17 protein-coding genes and 1 tRNA gene are annotated in these 20,205 nt (G+C 50.1%); 8 read left to right on the top strand and 10 right to left on the bottom strand.

From position 1 onward, the window contains the following. Nucleotides 1–66: 66 nt before the first annotated feature. The gene (locus tag AWQ24_RS06480) at nt 67–891 is read left to right on the top strand and encodes a bifunctional 2-polyprenyl-6-hydroxyphenol methylase/3-demethylubiquinol 3-O-methyltransferase UbiG (RefSeq protein WP_065716312.1); all 825 of its coding nucleotides are present in this window, start codon (nt 67–69) and stop codon (nt 889–891) included. Nucleotides 892–974: 83 nt separating this feature from the next. Here AWQ24_RS06480 and ilvC read toward each other — a convergent pair whose 3' ends face one another. Then, the gene (gene ilvC / locus AWQ24_RS06475; RefSeq protein ID WP_012306898.1) at nt 975–1,970 is read right to left on the bottom strand and encodes a ketol-acid reductoisomerase; all 996 of its coding nucleotides are present in this window, start codon (nt 1,968–1,970) and stop codon (nt 975–977) included. A 327-nt stretch (nt 1,971–2,297) separates the two neighbouring features. Here ilvC and map point away from each other — a divergent pair, with 327 nt between their 5' ends. Beyond that, entirely contained in the window at nt 2,298–3,068 is a 771-nt protein-coding gene (gene map, locus AWQ24_RS06470) for a type I methionyl aminopeptidase (RefSeq protein WP_065716311.1), read from the top strand. A 99-nt stretch (nt 3,069–3,167) separates the two neighbouring features. Here map and tig read toward each other — a convergent pair whose 3' ends face one another. Continuing rightward, nucleotides 3,168–4,532, bottom strand: a complete 1,365-nt coding sequence (gene tig / locus AWQ24_RS06465; protein WP_065716310.1) for a trigger factor — start codon at nt 4,530–4,532, stop codon at nt 3,168–3,170. A gap of 413 nt (nt 4,533–4,945) precedes the next feature. Between tig and AWQ24_RS06460 the strand changes: the two genes are divergently transcribed. The 3 genes from AWQ24_RS06460 to AWQ24_RS06450 all read left to right on the top strand — a co-directional run bounded on the left by AWQ24_RS06460 (nt 4,946) and on the right by AWQ24_RS06450 (nt 8,925). Next, nucleotides 4,946–5,989, top strand: a complete 1,044-nt coding sequence (locus tag AWQ24_RS06460; protein ID WP_012306895.1) for an aspartate-semialdehyde dehydrogenase — start codon at nt 4,946–4,948, stop codon at nt 5,987–5,989. A 36-nt stretch (nt 5,990–6,025) separates the two neighbouring features. Beyond that, nucleotides 6,026–6,916, top strand: a complete 891-nt coding sequence (gene dapA, locus AWQ24_RS06455) for a 4-hydroxy-tetrahydrodipicolinate synthase (RefSeq protein WP_030006494.1) — start codon at nt 6,026–6,028, stop codon at nt 6,914–6,916. Nucleotides 6,917–7,098: 182 nt separating this feature from the next. Then, nucleotides 7,099–8,925 carry a ribonuclease J gene (locus tag AWQ24_RS06450; protein WP_232318885.1) on the top strand — a complete coding sequence of 609 codons (1,827 nt, stop codon included), beginning with the start codon at nt 7,099–7,101 and terminating at the stop codon, nt 8,923–8,925. 162 nt (nt 8,926–9,087) lie between these two features. On the opposite strand, the gene AWQ24_RS06445 is transcribed toward AWQ24_RS06450, so the two are convergent. Beyond that, nucleotides 9,088–9,510 carry a hypothetical protein gene (locus AWQ24_RS06445; protein ID WP_065710546.1) on the bottom strand — a complete coding sequence of 141 codons (423 nt, stop codon included), beginning with the start codon at nt 9,508–9,510 and terminating at the stop codon, nt 9,088–9,090. 389 nt (nt 9,511–9,899) lie between these two features. Beyond that, a complete protein-coding gene (gene dnaB / locus AWQ24_RS06440; protein WP_030006491.1) occupies nt 9,900–11,276 on the bottom strand; it encodes a replicative DNA helicase in 1,377 nt (458 codons plus the stop codon). A 145-nt stretch (nt 11,277–11,421) separates the two neighbouring features. On the opposite strand from dnaB, the gene ruvA reads away from it, so the two are divergent. Further along, nucleotides 11,422–12,051, top strand: a complete 630-nt coding sequence (gene ruvA, locus AWQ24_RS06435; RefSeq protein WP_065716309.1) for a Holliday junction branch migration protein RuvA — start codon at nt 11,422–11,424, stop codon at nt 12,049–12,051. A gap of 58 nt (nt 12,052–12,109) precedes the next feature. Here ruvA and rpiA read toward each other — a convergent pair whose 3' ends face one another. Both rpiA and AWQ24_RS06425 read right to left on the bottom strand, forming a co-directional pair. Next, on the bottom strand, nt 12,110–12,811 hold the full coding sequence (gene rpiA, locus AWQ24_RS06430) for a ribose-5-phosphate isomerase RpiA (RefSeq protein ID WP_065716308.1): 702 nt from the start codon (nt 12,809–12,811) through the stop codon (nt 12,110–12,112). A 116-nt stretch (nt 12,812–12,927) separates the two neighbouring features. After that, on the bottom strand, nt 12,928–13,362 hold the full coding sequence (locus AWQ24_RS06425; protein WP_065710542.1) for an RNA-binding protein: 435 nt from the start codon (nt 13,360–13,362) through the stop codon (nt 12,928–12,930). Between the two features lie 594 nt (nt 13,363–13,956). Here AWQ24_RS06425 and AWQ24_RS06420 point away from each other — a divergent pair. Next, nucleotides 13,957–15,771, top strand: a complete 1,815-nt coding sequence (locus tag AWQ24_RS06420) for an aspartate kinase (protein WP_065716307.1) — start codon at nt 13,957–13,959, stop codon at nt 15,769–15,771. A 211-nt stretch (nt 15,772–15,982) separates the two neighbouring features. On the opposite strand, the gene AWQ24_RS06415 is transcribed toward AWQ24_RS06420, so the two are convergent. From AWQ24_RS06415 to AWQ24_RS06405, 3 genes are all read right to left on the bottom strand, one after another. Beyond that, nucleotides 15,983–16,055: transfer RNA gene (locus tag AWQ24_RS06415), tRNA-Phe, on the bottom strand. 98 nt (nt 16,056–16,153) lie between these two features. After that, a complete protein-coding gene (locus AWQ24_RS06410; RefSeq protein ID WP_030006486.1) occupies nt 16,154–16,747 on the bottom strand; it encodes a DUF3177 family protein in 594 nt (197 codons plus the stop codon). A gap of 197 nt (nt 16,748–16,944) precedes the next feature. After that, entirely contained in the window at nt 16,945–17,166 is a 222-nt protein-coding gene (locus AWQ24_RS06405) for a Calvin cycle protein CP12 (protein ID WP_012306885.1), read from the bottom strand. Nucleotides 17,167–17,511: 345 nt separating this feature from the next. Here AWQ24_RS06405 and dnaN point away from each other — a divergent pair, with 345 nt between their 5' ends. Next, entirely contained in the window at nt 17,512–18,696 is a 1,185-nt protein-coding gene (dnaN, locus tag AWQ24_RS06400) for a DNA polymerase III subunit beta (RefSeq protein ID WP_030006485.1), read from the top strand. Here dnaN and AWQ24_RS06395 read toward each other — a convergent pair. Then, nucleotides 18,693–19,880: a serine hydrolase gene (locus AWQ24_RS06395; RefSeq protein ID WP_232318884.1), complete on the bottom strand. Its 1,188-nt coding sequence runs from the start codon at nt 19,878–19,880 to the stop codon at nt 18,693–18,695. The genes dnaN and AWQ24_RS06395 overlap by 4 nt on opposite strands. Nucleotides 19,881–20,205: the final 325 nt, after the last annotated feature.

Genomic DNA, 20,205 nt, shown 5'->3' with positions numbered 1-20,205 from the left:
TTTAATCATCAAGAAAATAACTAATATTAAATAACCGAAAATACTGTTCTTTTAAGCTTTTAAAATATGAAAAATTTTGACGCCTTTTTTCAAAAAATTTATGCTCAACCCATCGAAGCACGTCAACATTGGTATGCAGAGGCAACCCAGGCCTATGACCAATATCGTGCCCCCTATGTGCCGGAAATTATTGATTTAATCTGCGGAAAAATCAAGCCGGAAAGTGTCATTCTAGAAATTGGCAGCGGCCCAGGCAATGCAACGCAACATTTTGCCCAACGGGGTTTTTCATTAATCTGTCTAGAGCCGAACCCACGAGCCTGTGAATTTGCCGCCCAACGCTTCCAAAATTACCCAATTCAAATTATTAATACCACCTTTGAAGAATGGGAACCGACCCTAGAAAAATTCGATACCATCCTTGCCAGTACTTCTTTTCACTGGCTGCAACCAGACACCAGATGCCAGGCGATCGCCAACTTACTCAAGCCCCAGGGGAACATAGTTCTGCTTTGGAATACCGTTCCCCAACCGGATCCCACCATTTTTCAGGATCTCTTGCCTCTCTATGAAAAATATATGCCCAGCTTTGCCAGCTTTGAAAATATCGCTGTCCAGGAACAAAATCTCAAGAACATCAGCCAGGGTTTGCTTGATTCAAATTGTTTTCAAAACTTAGAACTAACCCAGGTCATTGAAACCAAAGATTATTCCCCCAACGATTACCTCAAATTACTCACAACTCTTTCTCCCTACATTGCCCTAGATCCCACAGTTCGCAGGCAGCTCTTTGATGAACTAAAGGCTGTCTTTCAAGCTCGAAAAATTCAGACGATTCCCACCCAATATATTTGCGCTGCCCACATTGCCCAAGTGAAACCGCCCAGTTAAAAAAAAGGTGAGAATCACTGACTCTCACCTAATCGGTTTAACTTAATATTGTTATTAAATATTAAATCAATCTAATTTCTCGATTAGCTTTCCTTCAACCAGCTAAACATTGCCCGCAGATCCTTACCCACAACTTCAATGGGATGTTCTGCTTCACGGCGACGAATAGCCGTAAATTGCGCTTGACCCGACTGATTTTCGAGGATGAAATTTCGTGCAAACTCACCCGTTTGGATTTCGGTCAGAATTTCCTTCATTGCGGCTTTGGTTTCAGCAGTGATCACCCGTGGCCCACTGACATAATCACCATACTCAGCGGTGGTAGAAATGCTATCCCGCATTTTCGCCAGACCACCTTCCACAACGAGGTCAACAATGAGCTTCACTTCATGGAGACACTCAAAGTAAGCCAACTCCGGCTGGTAACCCGCTTCGACGAGGGTTTCAAAACCAGCTTTAATCAGAGCACTCAGACCACCACAGAGAACCGCCTGTTCACCGAATAGATCCGTTTCAGTTTCTTCTCGGAACGTGGTTTCAAGGATGCCACCGCGAGTACCGCCGATGCCTTTTGCGTAGGCCATCGCCAAATCACGGGCTTGACCTGTGGCGTCTTGGTAAACTGCGAATAATGCTGGCACCCCTTGACCTTGTTCGTAGGTACGGCGCACGAGGTGACCAGGGCCTTTAGGGGCAACCATTACAACGTCTACATCAGCGGGGGGAACGATTTGGCCGAAGTTGATATTGAAGCCGTGGGCAAAGGAAAGTACATTACCCGCTTGGAGGTTGGGGAGAATATCTTTGGTGTAGACAGATTTTTGGACATCGTCGGGTAACAAAATCATGATCCAGTCCGCCACTTTTGCTGCTTCCGCAACAGGTAAAACCTTTAGACCTTCTGCTTCGGCTTTGGCTGTGGACTTACTTCCGGCATACAGGCCGATAACGACGTTAATCCCACTGTCTTTGAGGTTGAGGGCATGGGCATGGCCCTGGGAACCATAGCCGATGATGGCAACGGTTTTGCCGTTTAACAGATCTAAGTTTGCGTCCGCATCATAATACATGCGAGCCATAGGACAATTCTCCGACGGAAATTACAAAGTTAAGAATATGTGTTAATGCATACTGCAGACTTCGTATTATAGGAGATTGTTGTCAACTGAACTTTTGCTGGGCAGGCTCCTCAGAAATTTTTAATAACTTATAGGAAAAACAGCCAACCGACATCTTTGATTTCGGCAAACTCTGCTGATCATTGCGTCGAAATTTTGGCGATCGCCGAGGATCTCAGTCGCCCTCCCTGGGGACTTGACAGGCGCAGCAATGATTCGCCGAAGGCTTTTAGGGCTGTTACAATAAACCTCTGATAATTCTGTTGGTCTTACAAGCAATAAACTCCCATGGGTAAAGGCATCGTTCTGCTATCAAAACGAGAAATTGAAAAAATGCGCAATGCGGGACGGCTAGCGGCGCAACTCCTTGATTATCTAGAGCTTCTGGTTAAACCGGGAGTGACGACCCTCGAATTGAACGATGCAGCGGAGGAATGGACCCAAAAACACGGTGCAAAAAGCGCCCCCCTCGGTTATGGCAAGAGTAATCCTTACCCAAAGTCTATCTGCACCAGTGTCAATGAAGTAATTTGTCACGGCATTCCCAGTAAGAAAAAAGTGCTCAAAGACGGCGACATCATCAATATCGATGTGACCCCCATTCTCGACGGCTACCATGGTGATACGTCTCGGACTTTTTTTGTGGGCACCCCAGCACCCAGGGTCAAAAAATTAGTCGAAGTAACGGAAAAATGTCTTTACATCGGCATTGAAGCGGCTCAACCCAACGGTCGCATCGGTGATATTGGGGCGGCGATCCAAGAATATGCCGAATCCCAAGGCTATTCAGTCGTGCGTGATTTTGTCGGCCATGGCATTAGTAATGTTTTCCACACAGAGCCTCAGGTTCCCCACTACGGCAAACGCGGCAAGGGCACCAAAATTCGTCCGGGGATGGTTTTTACCATTGAACCAATGATCAATGAAGGCACCTATGAGAGCCAATTACTTGGTGATGGTTGGACAGCGGTGACCAAGGACGGTAAGCTCTCGGCCCAGTTTGAACATACGATTGCGATCACCCCAGAAGGGCCAGAAATTTTAACCCTGTCGGCATAAAGGGTGTGATTGGATGGCTTAACAACCTGAGATACCAACAAAAAAGACCCCAAATGGGGTCTCTTCGCAATTAGTTTTAGAGTTTAATCGTCTAAAGCTCTACTCTTCTTCGTCTGCTGCTTCAGCCTCTTCTGCTTCGAGGGTTCCGGCAGGGACAAATTCGATCTCAGACTGTTCTTCGAGCCAATCGAGGGTGGCATCAATGGTCAACTCTTCTTTGATGGCTTCCTGGAGACGCTCTTCATCAAAGCCTTCCTGGAGTTCTGCCTTGGCTTCCTCTAGGCGCTCGTTAAATTTGTCGGTATCAATTTCGATCTTCTCGACCTTGGCAATTTCCGTGAGAATCAAGGAGTTGCTGAGCCGTTGTTCTGCTTCTGGGCGAGCCGTTTCTCGCAGTTTAGGAATCATATCCTTGGTAAAGATGCGATTCACATCGATGCCCATGCGGCTGAATTCCATCATCTGCTGGGTGAGGACTGCGGTAATTTCTTCGTTGACGCTCACTTCTGGCAGTTCGGCGCTGTTGTTGGCAGCGAGTTGCTCTAGCAGATAACGACGCACGCTGTTTTTGGTGCTGATTTCAGCGTTTTCTTTTAGCTGGGCTTCTAGACTTTCTTGCCAAGCCGCGAGGGTTTCAAATTCTTCGTTGGTGGCTTCGCTGGCAAACTCATCATCGAGTTCCGGTAGTTCGCGGCTCTTGAGTTCCTTGAGGGTGACGGTGAAGGAGACTTGTTTCCCGGCCATTTCTTCGTTGCCGTAGTCTTCGGGGAAGGTAACGGTGAATTTCTTGGTTTCTTCGGGTTTCATGCCGACAAAACCATCCACAAAGCCTGGGATAAATTTGCCTTCTTCGAGGTCGAGGGAAAAGTCTTCGGCTTGGGTGCCGGGGATAATGTCTGCTTCTTCTTCGCCAGCGTCGTTTACATAGCGACCTTCGTAATCGGCGATCGCCACATCTCCCATTTGGGCGGCCCGGTCTTCGACGGGGACAAGGGTAGCAAGCTCGCGTTGTTTTTGAGTGAGAAATTCATCGAGATCCGCCGGGTCATATTCGCTCTTTTCGGCCTTGAAGCTGAGGCCTTTGTAGCTGTTGAGGCTGACGGTGGCGGGGACATCCACGGCGGCCTTGAAAGTGAAGGCTTCACCGGGTTTGTAGGCGCTGATCAGGTCATCGAAGGAAGATTTGAGTTGGAAATTTCCTAGGGCCTCAATGTTTTCTTGGGCGATCGCCGCTTTTAAGCTGTCGTCGATCAAATCCTCAAGGACAGACGCCTTAATGCGATTGGGGCCTAACCGTTGGATCAAAATCTGCTTGGGAACTTTCCCTTTCCGGAAACCAGGGAGGTTCACGGTACGGGCGAGTTTCCGCACTGTGTCATCATAGGCTTTTTGGGTGACGTCAGCGGGGACTTCGATTTCTAGCCCAACTTGGCTGGCAGGAAGCTTTTCCTGGATAACTTTCATCGATGTTTAAAGGTTCTAATATATAAGTTACAACTAAGGGTCTTAGGATAGTTCTGTTCGTTGGCGATCGCCCCTTTAGGGGTCTGAATTGAGCGCTCCATGATATCCTAAGGTCAGTAACCCAAACGCAGGATTACCCAGAATATGTTTGGGTCGGTCTATTGCGTTTTTACGAGGGGTTAACCTATCTGATAATAGTATAATTAGAGCTTCGATATACAAAGTCTTGCGAAAGGGATGCCCCAGCATAGAACGACAAAAGCGGCCCTGCTTATCCTAGCCAAACCCTCGCCTCTGGGGTGATCAAGCCAGCCCCGCCACAGTGAAAAATTCCCCCTAGGCGATCGCCCCAACCAGATTTTTACTTTTTAATTTCATTACCCTTAACCCAAAGTCATTAGGAGGTTTATTCTTTGTCAAAATTAGTCAATGTCGCCATTCTTGGTGCTACCGGAGCCGTTGGCGCAGAACTCTTACAGTTGTTAGAAGAACGGGATTTCCCCCTAAACAACCTAAAACTTTTGGCCTCGCCCCGTTCTGCCGGGAAAACCCTCACCTTTAAAGGCCAACCCATTACCGTCGAAGCCGTCAGCCCAGAAGCCTTTGAAGGGATCGATATTGTCCTCGCCTCCGCCGGGGGAAGCACCTCGAAAAAATGGGCCAAGGCGATCGTCGAAGCCGGTGCCGTGATGATCGACAACTCCAGCGCCTTCCGCATGGATCCTGATGTGCCCCTCGTGGTGCCAGAAATTAACCCAGCGGCAGCCCAACAACACCAGGGCATCATCGCGAACCCCAACTGCACAACCATTCTCATGGGGGTGGCAATTTATCCTCTCCATCAAGTGCAACCCATCCAGCGGATTGTGGTTTCTACCTATCAATCTGCCAGTGGTGCCGGGGCTAGGGCCATGGAAGAAGTCAAACAGCAGACCCAGGCGATCTTGGCGGGCGAAGAACCCCCCACAGAATCTTTCCCCTATCCCCTCGCCTTTAATCTTTTTCCCCACAATACCCCCATCGATGACGCGGGCTATTGCCAAGAGGAGATGAAAATGGTGAACGAAACCCGGAAGATCTTTGGGACGCCTGACCTGCGGATTAGTGCTACCTGTGTCCGGGTGCCGGTGCTGCGGGCCCATTCTGAAGCGGTTAACCTAGAGTTTGCGCAGCCCTTCGAGCCAGCCCAAGCCAAAGACATCCTCACCACGGCCCCTGGTGTTACCGTAGTAGAGGATTGGGAAAACAATTATTTCCCGATGCCCATGGATGCAACGGGGAAAGATCCGGTGCTGGTGGGTCGTATTCGCCGGGATATTTCCCAAGACAATGGCCTGGAATTGTGGCTCTGTGGCGATCAGATTCGGAAAGGAGCAGCCCTTAATGCCGTCCAGATTGCGGAACTGCTTTGGGAAAAAGATTGGCTCCAACCAGCGGCGATCGCAACGGCGGTCTAGTCCAGTAAGATTTATGTGTGTTGTGTCGATTCGTTTATGACAAGTACAAGATTTGGTCGAGTGATCACCGCAATGGTGACCCCCTTTACGGAAGAGGGGCAGGTGGATTACGCGATGGCGGAAAAATTAGCGGCCCATCTCATTGACCAGGGGAGTGACGCCCTTGTTGTCTGCGGCACCACCGGAGAATCGCCCACCCTGACTTGGGATGAGGAGTATGAGCTATTCCGGGCTGTGCAAAATGCTGCCACTGGACGGGCTAAGGTAATCGCGGGTACGGGTTCTAATTCCACCAGTGAGGCGATCGCCGCCACCCAAAAAGCCGCTAAACTGAACTTGGACGGTTCGCTGCAAGTTGTTCCTTATTACAATAAGCCCCCCCAGGAAGGACTTTATCAGCATTTCAAGGCGATCGCCGAGGCCTGCCCTGATATCCCATTGATGCTTTACAACGTGCCGGGGCGCACCAGTTGTAATCTGTTGCCCGAAACCGTGATTCGCCTCGCCACCGTGGACAACATCGTGGCCATCAAAGAAGCCAGCGGTAACCTCGACCAGGCCGCCCAAATTCGTTGTGGTGTAGATTCTACCTTTGAAATTTACTCAGGGGATGATAGTCTAACTCTACCTTTGATGAGTGTAGGAGCCCAGGGCGTTGTGAGCGTGGCCAGTCACCTTGTCGGGCCGCAGATGCAGGCGATGATCCAAGCCTTTCTTGCTGGCCGTACCCAAGAGGCGATCGCCCTCCACCTGAAGCTTTTCCCTTTATTCCGTGTCCTATTCTGTGATACCAACCCCCTCCCCGTGAAAACCGCTCTCATTCTTCAGGGATGGCGTTTAGGTAGCTTTCGTCCGCCCCTCTGTCCCCTCAGCCCTGATCGCACAAAACAACTCACCCAGGTATTGAAGGATCTGTCCCTCCTCTAAAACAGAGCATGGGACGAACAGCCCACTGCCATGGCTTTTGACAACTGAACAGTATTGCGCCAATTACCAGCACCCGATTGATCGCTGGTCATATTTAGCCGTTGGTCTTCAAATACCAGCCTAAAAGTTTTCTATTTCAACCTTTTCTCTAGTTTTAACCACAAGCAAATCTAAGGAGTTTTATGAACAAGAGCAAACCCCAACCCACAACCCGTAGAAGAACCCGCACCAGCCAAAAACAAACGACCAAGCCAGAAAATCTCAACCCCCAGGACAGTATTAAAATTATTCCCCTGGGTGGTCTCCACGAAATTGGTAAAAACACCTGTGTTTTTGAATATGACGATGAAATCGTGCTGCTTGATGCGGGACTAGCCTTTCCGACGGATGGGATGCACGGGGTCAACATTGTTCTGCCAGATACAACCTATCTCCGGGAAAACCGCCACAAAATTAAGGGGATGATTGTCACCCACGGCCACGAAGATCACATTGGTGGTATTTCCCATCACCTCAAGCAGTTTGATATTCCTGTCATCTACGGCCCCCGCCTAGCCATGTCTCTGCTGTCCGACAAACTAGATGAAGCAGGCGTAAGCGATCGCACCAAACTCCACAGCGTTATGCCACGGGACATGGTGCGTATTGGTAAAAATTTCCTCGTAGAATACATTCGCAATACCCACTCCATTGCCGATAGCTTTACCGTGGCGATCCATACCCCCATCGGCGTGATTATTCACACAGGGGACTTCAAAGTAGACTTTACCCCCGTTGATGGTGAACAGTTTGATTTCCAACGGCTCGCTGAGCATGGCGAAAAAGGCGTTCTCTGTCTTTTAAGTGATTCGACGAACGCCGAAGTTCCTGGTCGCACCCCTTCGGAAGCCTCAGTGAAGCCGAATTTAGACCGTATCTTTGGTCAGGCCCAAGGACGACTCTTTGTGACGACCTTCGCCTCTTCTGTCCACCGGGTCAGCATTATTTTAGAACTGGCGCAAAAACACAATCGTAAGGTGGCTGTGGTAGGCCGTTCCATGCTAAACGTCATTTCCCATGCCCGTAATTTAGGCTACATGAAATGTTTGGATGAGCTGTTCATTCCTCTGCGACAACTCAAAAGTATGAAGGATGAGGATGTCTTGATCCTGACAACAGGCTCCCAAGGTGAAACCCTATCGGCCATGACACGGATCTCCCATGATGCCCACCGCCACATCAAAATTAAGGAAGGGGATACGGTGGTCTTTTCGGCCAATCCAATCCCTGGCAATACGATCGCCGTGGTCAATACCATTGATCGTTTGATGATGCGCGGCGCGAAAGTCATCTACGGTAAAGGGGAAGGCATTCACGTTTCTGGTCACGGCGCCCAAGATGATCACAAGTTGATGTTGGCCTTGACGAAGCCGAAGTTCTTTATTCCGTTCCACGGGGAACACCGGATGTTGGTGAAGCACGCCCAAACGGCCCAATCGATGGGGGTACCGGAAGAAAATATTGTGATTATCGATAACGGTGACATTGTGGAACTCACAGAAAATTCCATTGGTGTTACTGGGAAAGTGCCTTCGGGAATTGAATTAGTAGACCGTTCTGGTATTGTCCATGATTCGGTACTCCAGGAACGGCAACAGTTGGCCGAGGAAGGGGTGATTACGGTGGCCGTGGCGATCGCCCAGGACGGTAATCTAATTGCGCCGCCAGAAATTCATCTCCGGGGTGTGGTTACCGCAGCGAACAATAAGTTGCTCCACCAGTTAATCCAGCGGAATGTCGAAAATGTGTTGGAAGACCGCCTCGCAGAATATAAAGAACATGGCAAGCGCAGCAACGAAGATATTGACTGGACTGACATTCGCCTAGAAATCGAAGCATCCCTGCAACGCCTCGCCCGTCGAGAATTACAAGGGGAACCCCTCGTGGTCTTTTTGATGCAGGTCAGCGAACAGACTGCTGTTAGAACCCAGCGCCGTCGTCGTCGTCCCACAGCATCCCTTGTTTCCTGATGCAGGAAAAGGATTTGGGATCTACTCTAAGTCTCTTGTAAGCATTTGAATTCAGAGAAATACACGAAAGGGAGCCATAATGACTCCCTTTTTTGTTTACGGATTTAGAGCATTAAAAAAATTCGAGAAAATGCTTAGCTGATAGCCAAGCTCTTAGAAAAATTAATTTTCGCTATTTTGAGCCTGGGCCGGATCTACCCAGATAATGCGCTGTTGTTTGGGATCGACTTTTATGGTGTACTCCTGCATTAGTCGATGGCTCCCGTAGGCATCGAAGTGACGGTTAAATTCTTGGCGTAGTTTGGCGACCCGTTGTTCTGCTTCGGTGACTTCGCCCTTGAGAACAGATAACTGCTGCTGTTGGGATAGTTGGGCCGGTAACAATTGGGCAATGGAGGCGATCGCCACCCCACCGAGGAGACAATTTACAGAAATCTGCGCCGCCAATTCCCAGCAGGCGAACCGATGCTGCTTATTTGCTGCTGTTGATGGGCCAGCGCTTTTTTGATCTTGCTTATGGCGACGTTTCTGGAGAGAAATGGGGGTCTGTTGCCGGGGTGATTGTGGAGGGGAGAAGCCGTACATGAACACAGGATCCAACACTAAAAAAACAAGAAATCGCGTAACCTGAAGTTATCAAAGCATTTTTCTTTGATTGATAATGCTTATAACAAGCCTTTTTAGAAAAAATGATCGATAATTTTGCCGATGTTTAAATGACAGTAGATGCGTTGAAAATGGATCGAGGCGATCGCCCAAATCATTAAGATGTAAAAAATTTCAAGACCGAAATTCACCACAATTTTTTGGAGAATTTTGATTAAGCTTTGGCCTTGATGCTAGCAGCATCTTAGCACTTGCGTTTTAAAAAATTAGAATCTCTTCAAAAAGAAGCTCTGATCCCCAAAATTCAGGCAAATATGGCCGCTATTGATAAAAAAAACAAATCATAGCCACGCAGATTTTGTTGAATTTTAATAGGTTTCTGCATAGGGGCTGGGACTCTGGGCCAGATTTAAAAACTTTGTTAGCTCCGGCTGGAAAATCAGCTTAACCGTCCCGGTGGGGCCATTACGGTGTTTCGCAATAATCACCTCGGCAATATCTCGCTCCGGAGTATCTGGGTTGTAATAACTGTCGCGGTAGAGCATTAAAACCAGGTCGGCATCCTGCTCGATGGAACCTGATTCGCGCAGGTCAGACATCATCGGGCGTTTGCTGTTGCGGGCCTCAACCCCTCGACTTAACTGGGATAGGGCAAAAATGGGTACATCTAATTCCCTGGCGAGCCCTTTGAGCGATCGCGTAATTTTTGAGAGTTCTTGGACACGATTGTCACCACCGCCTTCCATGAGTTGTAGATAGTCAATGAGGATTAGCCCTAACTTTCCCCCCTGCTCTGCCTGGAGTTTCCGCGCCTGCGATCGCATCTGACCTACCGTGATATTCGCCGTATCATCGATAAATAAAGGCACATCCGACAAAAATTCCACCGCTTTGAGGAGGGGACGCATATCAACCTCATCGAGGCGTCCGGCCCGGAGACGATTACTTTCAATCTGAGCCTCCCCAGCCAAGAGGCGCTGCACCAATTGCTCCTTCGACATTTCTAAACTAAAAATTGCCACGGGAAGCCGTTCCTTTTTAGCGATATTAGTGGCCACATTGAGCGAAAAACTGGTTTTCCCCATGGCGGGACGTCCAGCAATAATCACCAGATCAGAGCGTTGGAAGCCATTGGTCATCGCATCGAGATCATAAAACCCACTCGAAAGCCCCGACAGCATCTCTTTTTCCTGCTGCTTGGCCTGGCGTTCTTCGATATTGCTAAAGGCTTCGGCAATGGTTTCGGCAATGGCGGTTAGGCCATCCTGGGGACGGGTCTGGGTGAGCCGAAAGATTTTTTGCTCAGATTCATCGAGGACATCGGGTAGAGTTTTAACGGTGTCATAGCCCAGATCAATAATTTCATGGCCCCCAGCAATGAGTTGTCGCCGCACGTATTTATCCATGACCAGTTCCGCATAGTGGTCAATATTCACAGCGGAGACGGTGCGATCCACCAATTGGGAAAGCTTGGGAATACCGCCGACTTTTTCGAGACGTTCGTTGTCCTGGAGCCAGGTACTCAGGGCCAATAAATCCGTCGGTTTGCCCTGATTATGGAGCACCAACAAACCTTGATAAATATCCCGGTGGGCCTGGACATAAAAGGCATTAATCACCAGAACATCCACCACCCGGCCCATGGCCTCTGGGTCCATTAAAATCCCCCCCAGAATAAATTCTTCGGCTTCGATATTTTGGGGCGGAAGGGCGTTACCGGGAAAAGCGGGAGTTGAATCGGCCATGGTTGGGGAGGAAGTGGGGCGTAAGGAAACGCTTTCTTAATAGTCTAAACGTACTGATTGAAAATGAAAATAGCGATCGCCATCGGGACTTGCTGGAATGTCAGAGGCAATGGGAAGATCGCAGGCATTAGGCAGAGGGGATTTCATGTTTAGTTATCTTAAGGGAGAGGCGATCGCCATCCACCGGAATTTGCAGGGGCGTTTTTTTCTAATTCTCGAAGTAAGGGACATTGGCTACGAGATCCAAGTACCAGGACGCCTCGCCCAGGAGTTGGCAGCGGCAATCGGCCAGCCCCAACATATTTTCGTCCACAGTCAGCAACGGGAGGACGGCACCTATCTCTACGGCTTTGCCAGCGGTGCCACGCGGGATTTGTTCCGTCAGCTGATCAGTGTCAGTGGCATTGGTGCCCAAGGGGCGATCGCCCTCCTCGATACCCTAACCTTGCCGGAATTGGTACAGGCCATTGTCACCGCCGATCATCGCCAGCTAGCCAAAGCGCCGGGCATTGGCAAAAAAACCGCCGAACGACTTGCCCTCGAACTGCGCAGCAAACTCAGCCAGTGGCGAGATCAATTTTCGCTTCCCGACACAGCCGCTCAACCCAATGCCGCTGTCCATGAGGATTTGGAGTTAACCTTGTTGGCCTTGGGATACCAAGAAACCGAAATCCGTGGGGCGATTGCCACCCTCAGTCAAGACTCGATTCTGTTGCAAAATGACAATGCCGATGAATGGATCCGGCGGGCCATCACGCTCCTAAGCCAGACATAACAAGACAAAAACCCCCTGCAATGAGGAGGCCCAGGCTCACCTGTTCAACAAAAAAACGCTATTGAATTTCCCGGACGCGGGGTTGTCCGTCAATAATTTCACCGACCAAAATCACATCAGCCACCCCAACAAACAGACCGTTTTCCAGGACGCCAGGGATATTATTAATCTTTTGCTCTAGGGTTGCCGGGTCGTCGATGCCAGCAAATTTAAGATCCACGACTAAATTTCCTTCATCGGTCACCACTGGGCCAGCCTTTTTTACCCCCATCCGGAGTTCTGGCTTACCACCTAATGCTTCTAGTTGACGCATCACTGGCGTAATGGCCATGGGAATAACTTCCACGGGTAATAAAAAGGTTGAACCCAAGCGATCGACCAGCTTGCCGCTATCTACCACGACGACAAATTTATTGGCGAGGGCATCCACAACTTTTTCCCGGGTGTGGGCCGCACCGCCCCCTTTAATTAAATTTTTCTGGGGATCGACCTCATCGGCCCCATCAATGGCCACATCAATGTGATCGACGGCATCCAAACTGCTTAGGGGAATGTTGTACTGTTTTGCGAGAACTTCTGCCTGGAAGGAGGTGGGAATCCCGACAATATTCTCCAGTTCACCCGCGGCTAAACGCTCACCAATGTATTGAATTGCATAGGCGGTGGTTGACCCAGTGCCTAAACCAACCACTGAATTGGACTGGACTAGGGCAGCAGCGGCTTTGCCCACTTCCTGTTTCATGACCGTGACGGCATCCATTGTGTATCCCTCCGAGAAAAAAGTTGAATAAAAAAATTAATGCTGAAAAATTTTTTGGCGTAAACAAAACAAATCCTGCCACACGATCTGCAGCAGGAAAATCAATGACCCAAGGCCTAAACGTTAGCGGTTTGCTGTTGGAGCATATCTTTGAGCTTCTCCAGTTCACTGGCCCAGCGGGGGTCGGGTTGAGCGGAAGTTGCATCGCCGTAGCTGGATTGCTTTTTGCTGCTGCCACCACTGCGCTTGCGCTTGCCGCCTTTGGCGTTACTGGCTTCGGCGGGTTTGTCATCGCCTTTGCTACGGGGGAGAGCCTTCTCAATTTTGAGGGGACTGTCCATGAAGGATTGGCCATTGTACTTTTCGATGAAAGCATCGGCTTCTTCGTCGGTGGGGACGGTAACGAAGGCGAAACCACGGCATTTGCCTGTTTTCCGGTCTTTGATCACTTTGGTGGTTGCGTTTTCGCCTGCTTCAGCAAAGAAATCAACCAGGGCTTGTTTTTCGACGACGTCTTTGGGCAGATTGCCGACATACAAACGTACGGACATAGGGAACCTCCTAGATGTTGGTTGGGTTAGATGAAAAACTGGTTTGGGAACAAACTCGTCCAGGGATCAAGTGCTGATAATGTGGCGATCGCCTTTGACCTTGCATACAAAAAAATTTAACTGTAAAAAGACTGATCATCCAGTGTTGTTGTGCCCTAGGGCCTTCGGTGAAAACTGATCGGTTTGTCTGTCACAGGAGCAGTGGTGGCATACTTCACATCGTGCGGTTGCTCTGGAATTTTTACTTTACCGTGAACGTTACAGAATGTATAGCACCATCGAGTGACCCATTATGGGGTAAATGGTGCGGAAAGACAAGTCACTTAACGTTTTTTTTCGTTTTCCCTAGGGAATTTATGCTATGGCGATCGCCTGAAATTTTCTCGATGCCGTGGCTTTGGTGAACGATTATCCATCGTAAACCTTGGGTGAAAAAATTGCCCCTGAACGTAACAGAGATGACGGCACCACACAACGGAATGTGAAAGATCGATCAGAAAAGTCGGTAGGATTTGCTAGAGTGGATCACCGATTTTCCAAAACATCTATGGAAAGCGAATTGTGTTTTAAGTTCGGGAGAGTGAGGCAGGTTCCATGGCAATGATCGTTCAAAAATATGGCGGTACCTCCGTCGGCTCGGTAGAAAGAATTCAAGCGGTGGCCAAACGGGTACAGCAACGGGCCCAAGCGGGCAATCAAATTGTCGTGGTGGTCTCTGCCATGGGAAAAACCACCGATGGTTTGGTGAAATTGGCCCACGAAATCAGCACCAATCCCAACCGACGGGAAATGGATATGCTCCTCTCTACGGGGGAACAGGTCTCGATTTCTCTGCTCAGTATGGCCCTCCAGGAACTGGGACAACCGGCAATTTCTCTCACTGGTGCCCAGGTGGGAATTGTTACTGAAGCGGAACATAGCCGCGCCCGCATCCTCGAAATTAAAACCGACCGCCTCCAACGGCACCTGCAAAAGGGAGAGGTGATCGTCGTGGCGGGTTTCCAGGGCATTTCCAAAACCGAAGATCTAGAAATTACTACCCTGGGTCGGGGCGGATCGGATACTTCTGCGGTGGCGATCGCCGCTGCTCTCAAGGCTTCCTGTTGTGAAATTTATACCGATGTGCCGGGGATTTTAACCACTGACCCGCGTATTGTCCCCGAAGCGCAACTGATGGCCGAAGTCACGTCCGATGAAATGCTAGAGCTTGCCAGTTTAGGGGCGAAGGTGCTTCATCCCCGCGCTGTCGAAATTGCGAAAAATTATGGGGTGCCTTTGGTGGTACGTTCCAGTTGGACTGAGGATCCGGGGACTTGGGTGACCTCTGCCCCGGTGAGCGATCGCCCCTTGATTAACCTCGAAATTGCCAAAGCCGTCGATGCGGTGGAGTTTGATACTAACCAGGCCCGCATTGCGATGCTGCACATCCCTGATCGCCCCGGCGTCGCTGCCAAATTATTTGGAGAAATCGCCACCCACAATGTCGATGTGGATTTAATTATCCAGTCGATCCACGATGGCAACAGTAATGACATTGCCTTTACCGTGACCGAAAATGCCGCCACCCAGGCCCAGGCGATCGCCGAAGCCATTGCCCCCACCCTCTGCGCTGGCACAGACCAAGATTTAAGCGACGTTGCGGTGATGAGCGCCAATGACATTGCCAAAATCACCATCTCTGGGGCTGGGATGATCGGCCGTCCCGGGATTGCCGCCACCATGTTCCAAAGCCTGGCCGATGCAGGGATTAATATCGAGATGATTTCCACTTCGGAAGTGAAGGTGAGCTGCGTCATCCAGCAGACGGATTGTGACCGGGCGATCGCCACCCTCTGCGATGTTTTTGACATTGCCTCTTCCCCGATGAATGCGACCCCAGCGGCTCTCAATCCCGAAGATCACCCCCCCGTCCGGGGTGTCGCCCTTGACCTCAAACAAGCGCAACTGGCCATTCGTCACGTGCCGGATAGTCCTGGTATGGCTGCCCAAATTTTTTCGCTGTTAGCCCACCAAAACATCAGCGTCGATATGATTATTCAATCCCAACGGTGCCGTGTGCTCAATGGGATCAAGACCCGTGACATTGCCTTTACCGTCGCCCAGGGGGATGCTGAAGCGGCTCGCCTCGCCCTCTCTAGCATGGCGGAACAGCTAAATTTTGGGGAAATCGAAGTAGATCCGGCGATCGCCAAAGTCAGTATTGTCGGTTCTGGGATGATTGGTGCACCGGGGGTTGCCGCTCGCTTCTTCCAAGCCCTCGCCACGGCAAAAATTAACATTCAGATGATTACCACTTCTGAAATTAAAATTAGCTGCGTTGTCCCGGAAACCCAAGGCCAGGCAGCCCTAAAACTCGTCCATGAAGCCTTTGCCCTCGGCGGTGAAGCAAAGGTGGAAGTCCCCGCCTAATCATTGCCCAAACCCAGGATTAGCCCGCCGAGGAGAATTAGGAGCAAAAGCCCCAGGATCATAAGTACGCCCATACAAATTCCCTAAAAATACAATCTGCATTCAAACCCAGCCTAGCCCGGTTGGGTTTCTTTGTGGCAGGAGCAACTTGATTCTAAAAATATTTTTCAAACAAAAAAAGAGCCCACCGAGGTGAACTCTCTTTATGCAGTGCCGGGAGGCGGAATTGAACCGCCGACACGAGGATTTTCAGTCCTCTGCTCTACCAACTGAGCTATCCTGGCGTTTTGCGCACAAGTTCTAATTTAGCAAAGCAATTTTAAATTGGCAACCCCTAAGCCTAGATTTTTCTCAAAAAAAGTTTTTTACGGGGTTTTTTCCATTATTCTTCGATGGCAATGCGGCCCTGACGTCCCAAACGGAACACCAAAAACGTCAGCAAATACACGACATAAATCACCAGGCCGACAATTCCTAAGAAGCCGAGAAAACCGGGTGTCGAGTTGGCGTGCAAAATTTGTTGGTAACGGCTGGGTGCTTCTAGCCACACTTGGCAATAGGTTCCTTGGCGCATCGCCGTCGAAAAGGCACAGCCCAAAAATGGTAGATTGGCGATCGCCCCAAGCGCGCAGTAAACTGTCACCGCCCAACGCCAAGCCGTAAACGCGAGTTTTAGACGACTACCCGGCTGATCGCGAATTTCTTCATTGAGATCAATCCAAAACCATAACCCAATGGGGATCAAAATCCGTGACAACAGCCCCGTTAGATAGCCCACTGACCAACTGGGAATCAACAGATACACCGTCACCATTAACAAGCTGGCCACTTTCCAGTAAATGCCCAGGAGCCGCTGCATCGATTCCACCTTCGCGACGAAACTCCAGATCAACAGTGCAATCGGCACCATCACCGTAAAAATGACCGCCAAACGGTAGTCCATCCAGGCCAATTGCTGTAGTAACGTTTCATCCATGGTTTATATGGGGTTTGAGACAAATTAAGATTGATTTTTCACAGTATACACAAGTCAAAGCAGTGGCACTACGGAGAGAAACCACTGCTTTGGGGGTTAGCCTCTAGCTCATTTTTTGACCTTACCGAAGCCAAGATCAATGGCTAAAAGCGCATCAACTAATTTTTTTACAGAAATAAAGGCGATCGCCGACAAAATTAGTCTTCGTAGAGACGGCATTCATCCGCGTCGGGGTTATCATCACAAAACTTTTCTAGGGGACTTTTTTCCGGCTCTTTTTCCCGTTGGTGGGCGGCTTCCGCCTGGAGTTCTTCAACGGCGTCCCAAGCAGCTGCACATTCAGCGGAAGTGGAGTCAGTACTACAAGCTTCCCGAGCCGCATCACGTTCTTGTTCAATTTTTTGATGAATATTTGTCATGAATCCTCGTTTTATCTTGCTATCTTTTTTAATTAAGGGCTCCAGTGACGAATGTTGCAATGTTTGCTTAAGCTCAGCAAAAAGAAAAGACAACAGCCACTGGCGTAGGAACGAAACTCTTTGCTTTTCTTGGCAGTGATTGGCATTCACCGATGGAGATTAGCGCAGGATTAAATTCGAAAAATAAAAAGTCCCTACTGCTCCCCATTGTACCGTAGGAAACCTGGTGGGTCGGTTTATTTTAGATCGGGTATTGCGCCATCGCCGCCCCAGAAAAAATCCCGCCGGCTAGGGGATGTTGTAGTAGAATCTATCTGCTCTGCTTGGAGATCTCCGGAAAAAGCCATGAAGTTTGTTTGCAGTCAAAGTGATCTAAATAGCCAACTGTCCCTCGTCGGTCGGGCGGTGCCTTCGCGGCCTACCCACCCTATTTTGGGAAATGTGCTGTTGACTGCGGATGCGAACCGCCATCAGATTCAACTCACCGCTTTTGATCTCAGCCTCGGCATTCGCACGAGTTTTCCGGCCCAAGTCATTGAAGGGGGCACCCTAACCCTGCCAGCGAAGTTGCTCAATGATATTGTGTCGCGTCTGCCTGAGGGGGAAGTGACCTTGAGCTGTCCGTCGGATACTTTGATGAAAGGCGATGCCCAGGCGACCCTAACTGCTGCCACCGGACGGTTTCAGATTCGAGGCATGGGGGCCGAGGAATTCCCAGAATTGCCGACGATCCAGGACGGTAAAAAATTAATGTTGCCGGCGATCGCCTTGAGCGAAGGCCTAGGAGGTGTACTATTCGCCGCAAGCCCCGATGAAACCAAGCAAGTTCTCACGGGCGTCCATCTCACCCATCATCAGGATTGCCTTGAGTTTGCCGCGACCGATGGCCATCGTCTTGCCCTCGTCGAAACCAGTGATCAGGTCAGTCCAGAGCCAGAATCCAGCGAAACTGGTAAACTTCCCACCTCAACCCTGGAAGATTTTGCCCTAACCATCCCCGCCCGGGCGCTCCGAGAACTAGAACGAATGTTGACCACCGCCAATGAAGCGGATTTAATTGCCCTGCATTTAGACGATAGCCAAGTTATTTTTGAAGTCAATCACCAGCGCCTCACCAGCCGCAAACTAGACGGTGCCTACCCCGCTTACCACCAGTTAATCCCCCGCCAGTTTAGCCGCGATGTCACCCTAGAGCGACGGGCTTTGATTAGCAGCATTGAACGGGTGGCGGTTCTAGCCGATCAAAAAAATAATATTGTCAAATTCCGCCTCAACAGCGCCGAACAAAAACTTCACCTCGCTGTGGAAGCCCAGGATGTGGGCAGTGGTGAAGAAGCGTTGCCCGCCCAGGTTTCAGGGACAGACCTAGAGATCGCTTTTAACGTGAGGTATCTCATCGATGGTCTGAAGGCTTTACCAAGTAATGAGATCAAGATGCAGTTAAATGAGAATAACCAGCCAGTCATTTTTACGCCCCTGGGGGCAGTGCAAATGACTTATTTGATTATGCCCGTGCAGATCCGCAGTTAAGGCGTTGGGGCTGGGGCTGTCTCTGGGGCAGCTGGTTGGCTAGGCGCTTGGATAATCTCTTTTTTAGCCATGTGGTCATAGAATTGACGACTAATTTTGTGGAGTAGCTCTTTGCCTTTGGGGTCATTGTAGGGACGCTCTACAAAAATTGCGGCAACATAACGCTTGCCATTGGGCAGATCAACAATTCCCGCATCGCCGATGATACTGCCGATGTCTCCGGTTTTATGGACGATGTCGGCTCCCTGGCCCAAACTCTGGGGTAAAAGGCGATCATTACTCGTGGCTCCCATGATCCGAAACAGGCGATCGCGGGAGCGGACAGACAAGATTTCGCCTTGGTTAACGCGGGCCAGGAGATGGGCAAGATCCTTAGCGCTGGTGAGGTTTGTGCCTTCGAGATCCGGCAGGGGGTTGTTTAATTGGGTTTGGGTCATGCCCCACTGCTGAAATTTGGCGTTGAGGACGGCATTCCCCCCCAACAATTCGGTGATCATGTTTGTGGCGGTGTTGTCACTGTTGACGCTCATTTCCGTGGCGGTGTAGAGGGCGGTGTAAGTACTACCTGGGGTTTTGTATTGCATGCCGCCAGATCCGCCCCCGATGACCTCTTGAGTGAGGGTGAGGGAATCATCGAGGTTGACTTTGCCACTGTCAACGGCTTCAAAGAAGGCCACAAGAATGGGAATTTTGATCGTACTGGCGGCGGAGAGGGGGCGATCGCCAGCCACATCTAAATATTCTCCGGTGTCTAAATCCACAAAGAGCAAAGACGCATCCAGGGTAGAGTCAGCGGCGATCGCTGCTTGGGTCGTTTCTGCCAGTTGGGTGAGGGGCGTTTTCAGGGGAAGCGGTTCCGGGGCCGGGGGAGGAGAAACCTGTTCAGAGAGGAGCTGTTGGCTCGTTACATTGTCGGGGGGAGTAACCGTGGGGATGGAGCGTAGGTTTGCGGCGCTGAGAATGGTGCCAATACAAGCACTAACGCCCACACCCACGATGAGTAAACGGAGAGGATACAGGAGGGGCCGGGGTAATTTGAGGCGTGCTTGGCGGACTGGGCGGCGGGAACGGCGATTTGTCCTTGGGGAGTTGGGGGGGGCCTGGAGCGCGATCGCCTGGGGGGAATTCCCTTGCCGGTGACGGGCTTCAAAGGCGATCACCTTAGTATTGGTCGCAGCATTCAATGATCGTGGCGCTGGGGATTTTCTGCGTTTAGAACGACGGGACTTACCAACCACTGACGACTCCTACCTTGACTTTGGGGTAACTGAAATAGATTTTTTTCATTATGCCCGAAGACTTTGGCGATCGCTCCCCCTTTCTCAAAATTTTGTCAGCTCGCTGCAACCCAAGGGAAAACCCAGAGAATCATGGCCAGCCTCTGTAATGCCATTGAGCCAAAAGCAGGAACAGATCGTGGTGTTGCGTCTTGAACAAGGCGATTTAAATTAAATTTGTATCCTATTTTTCAGTCAGGATAAATTTTTGAGCTTTGGGGAGAATCTAAAT

The organism is Picosynechococcus sp. PCC 8807, assembly GCF_001693295.1.
Classification (GTDB): Bacteria; Cyanobacteriota; Cyanobacteriia; order Cyanobacteriales; family MRBY01; genus MRBY01.
The sequence above is the reverse complement of the archived record's forward strand: the minus strand, read 5'-3'. Positions and strand labels throughout refer to the sequence as shown.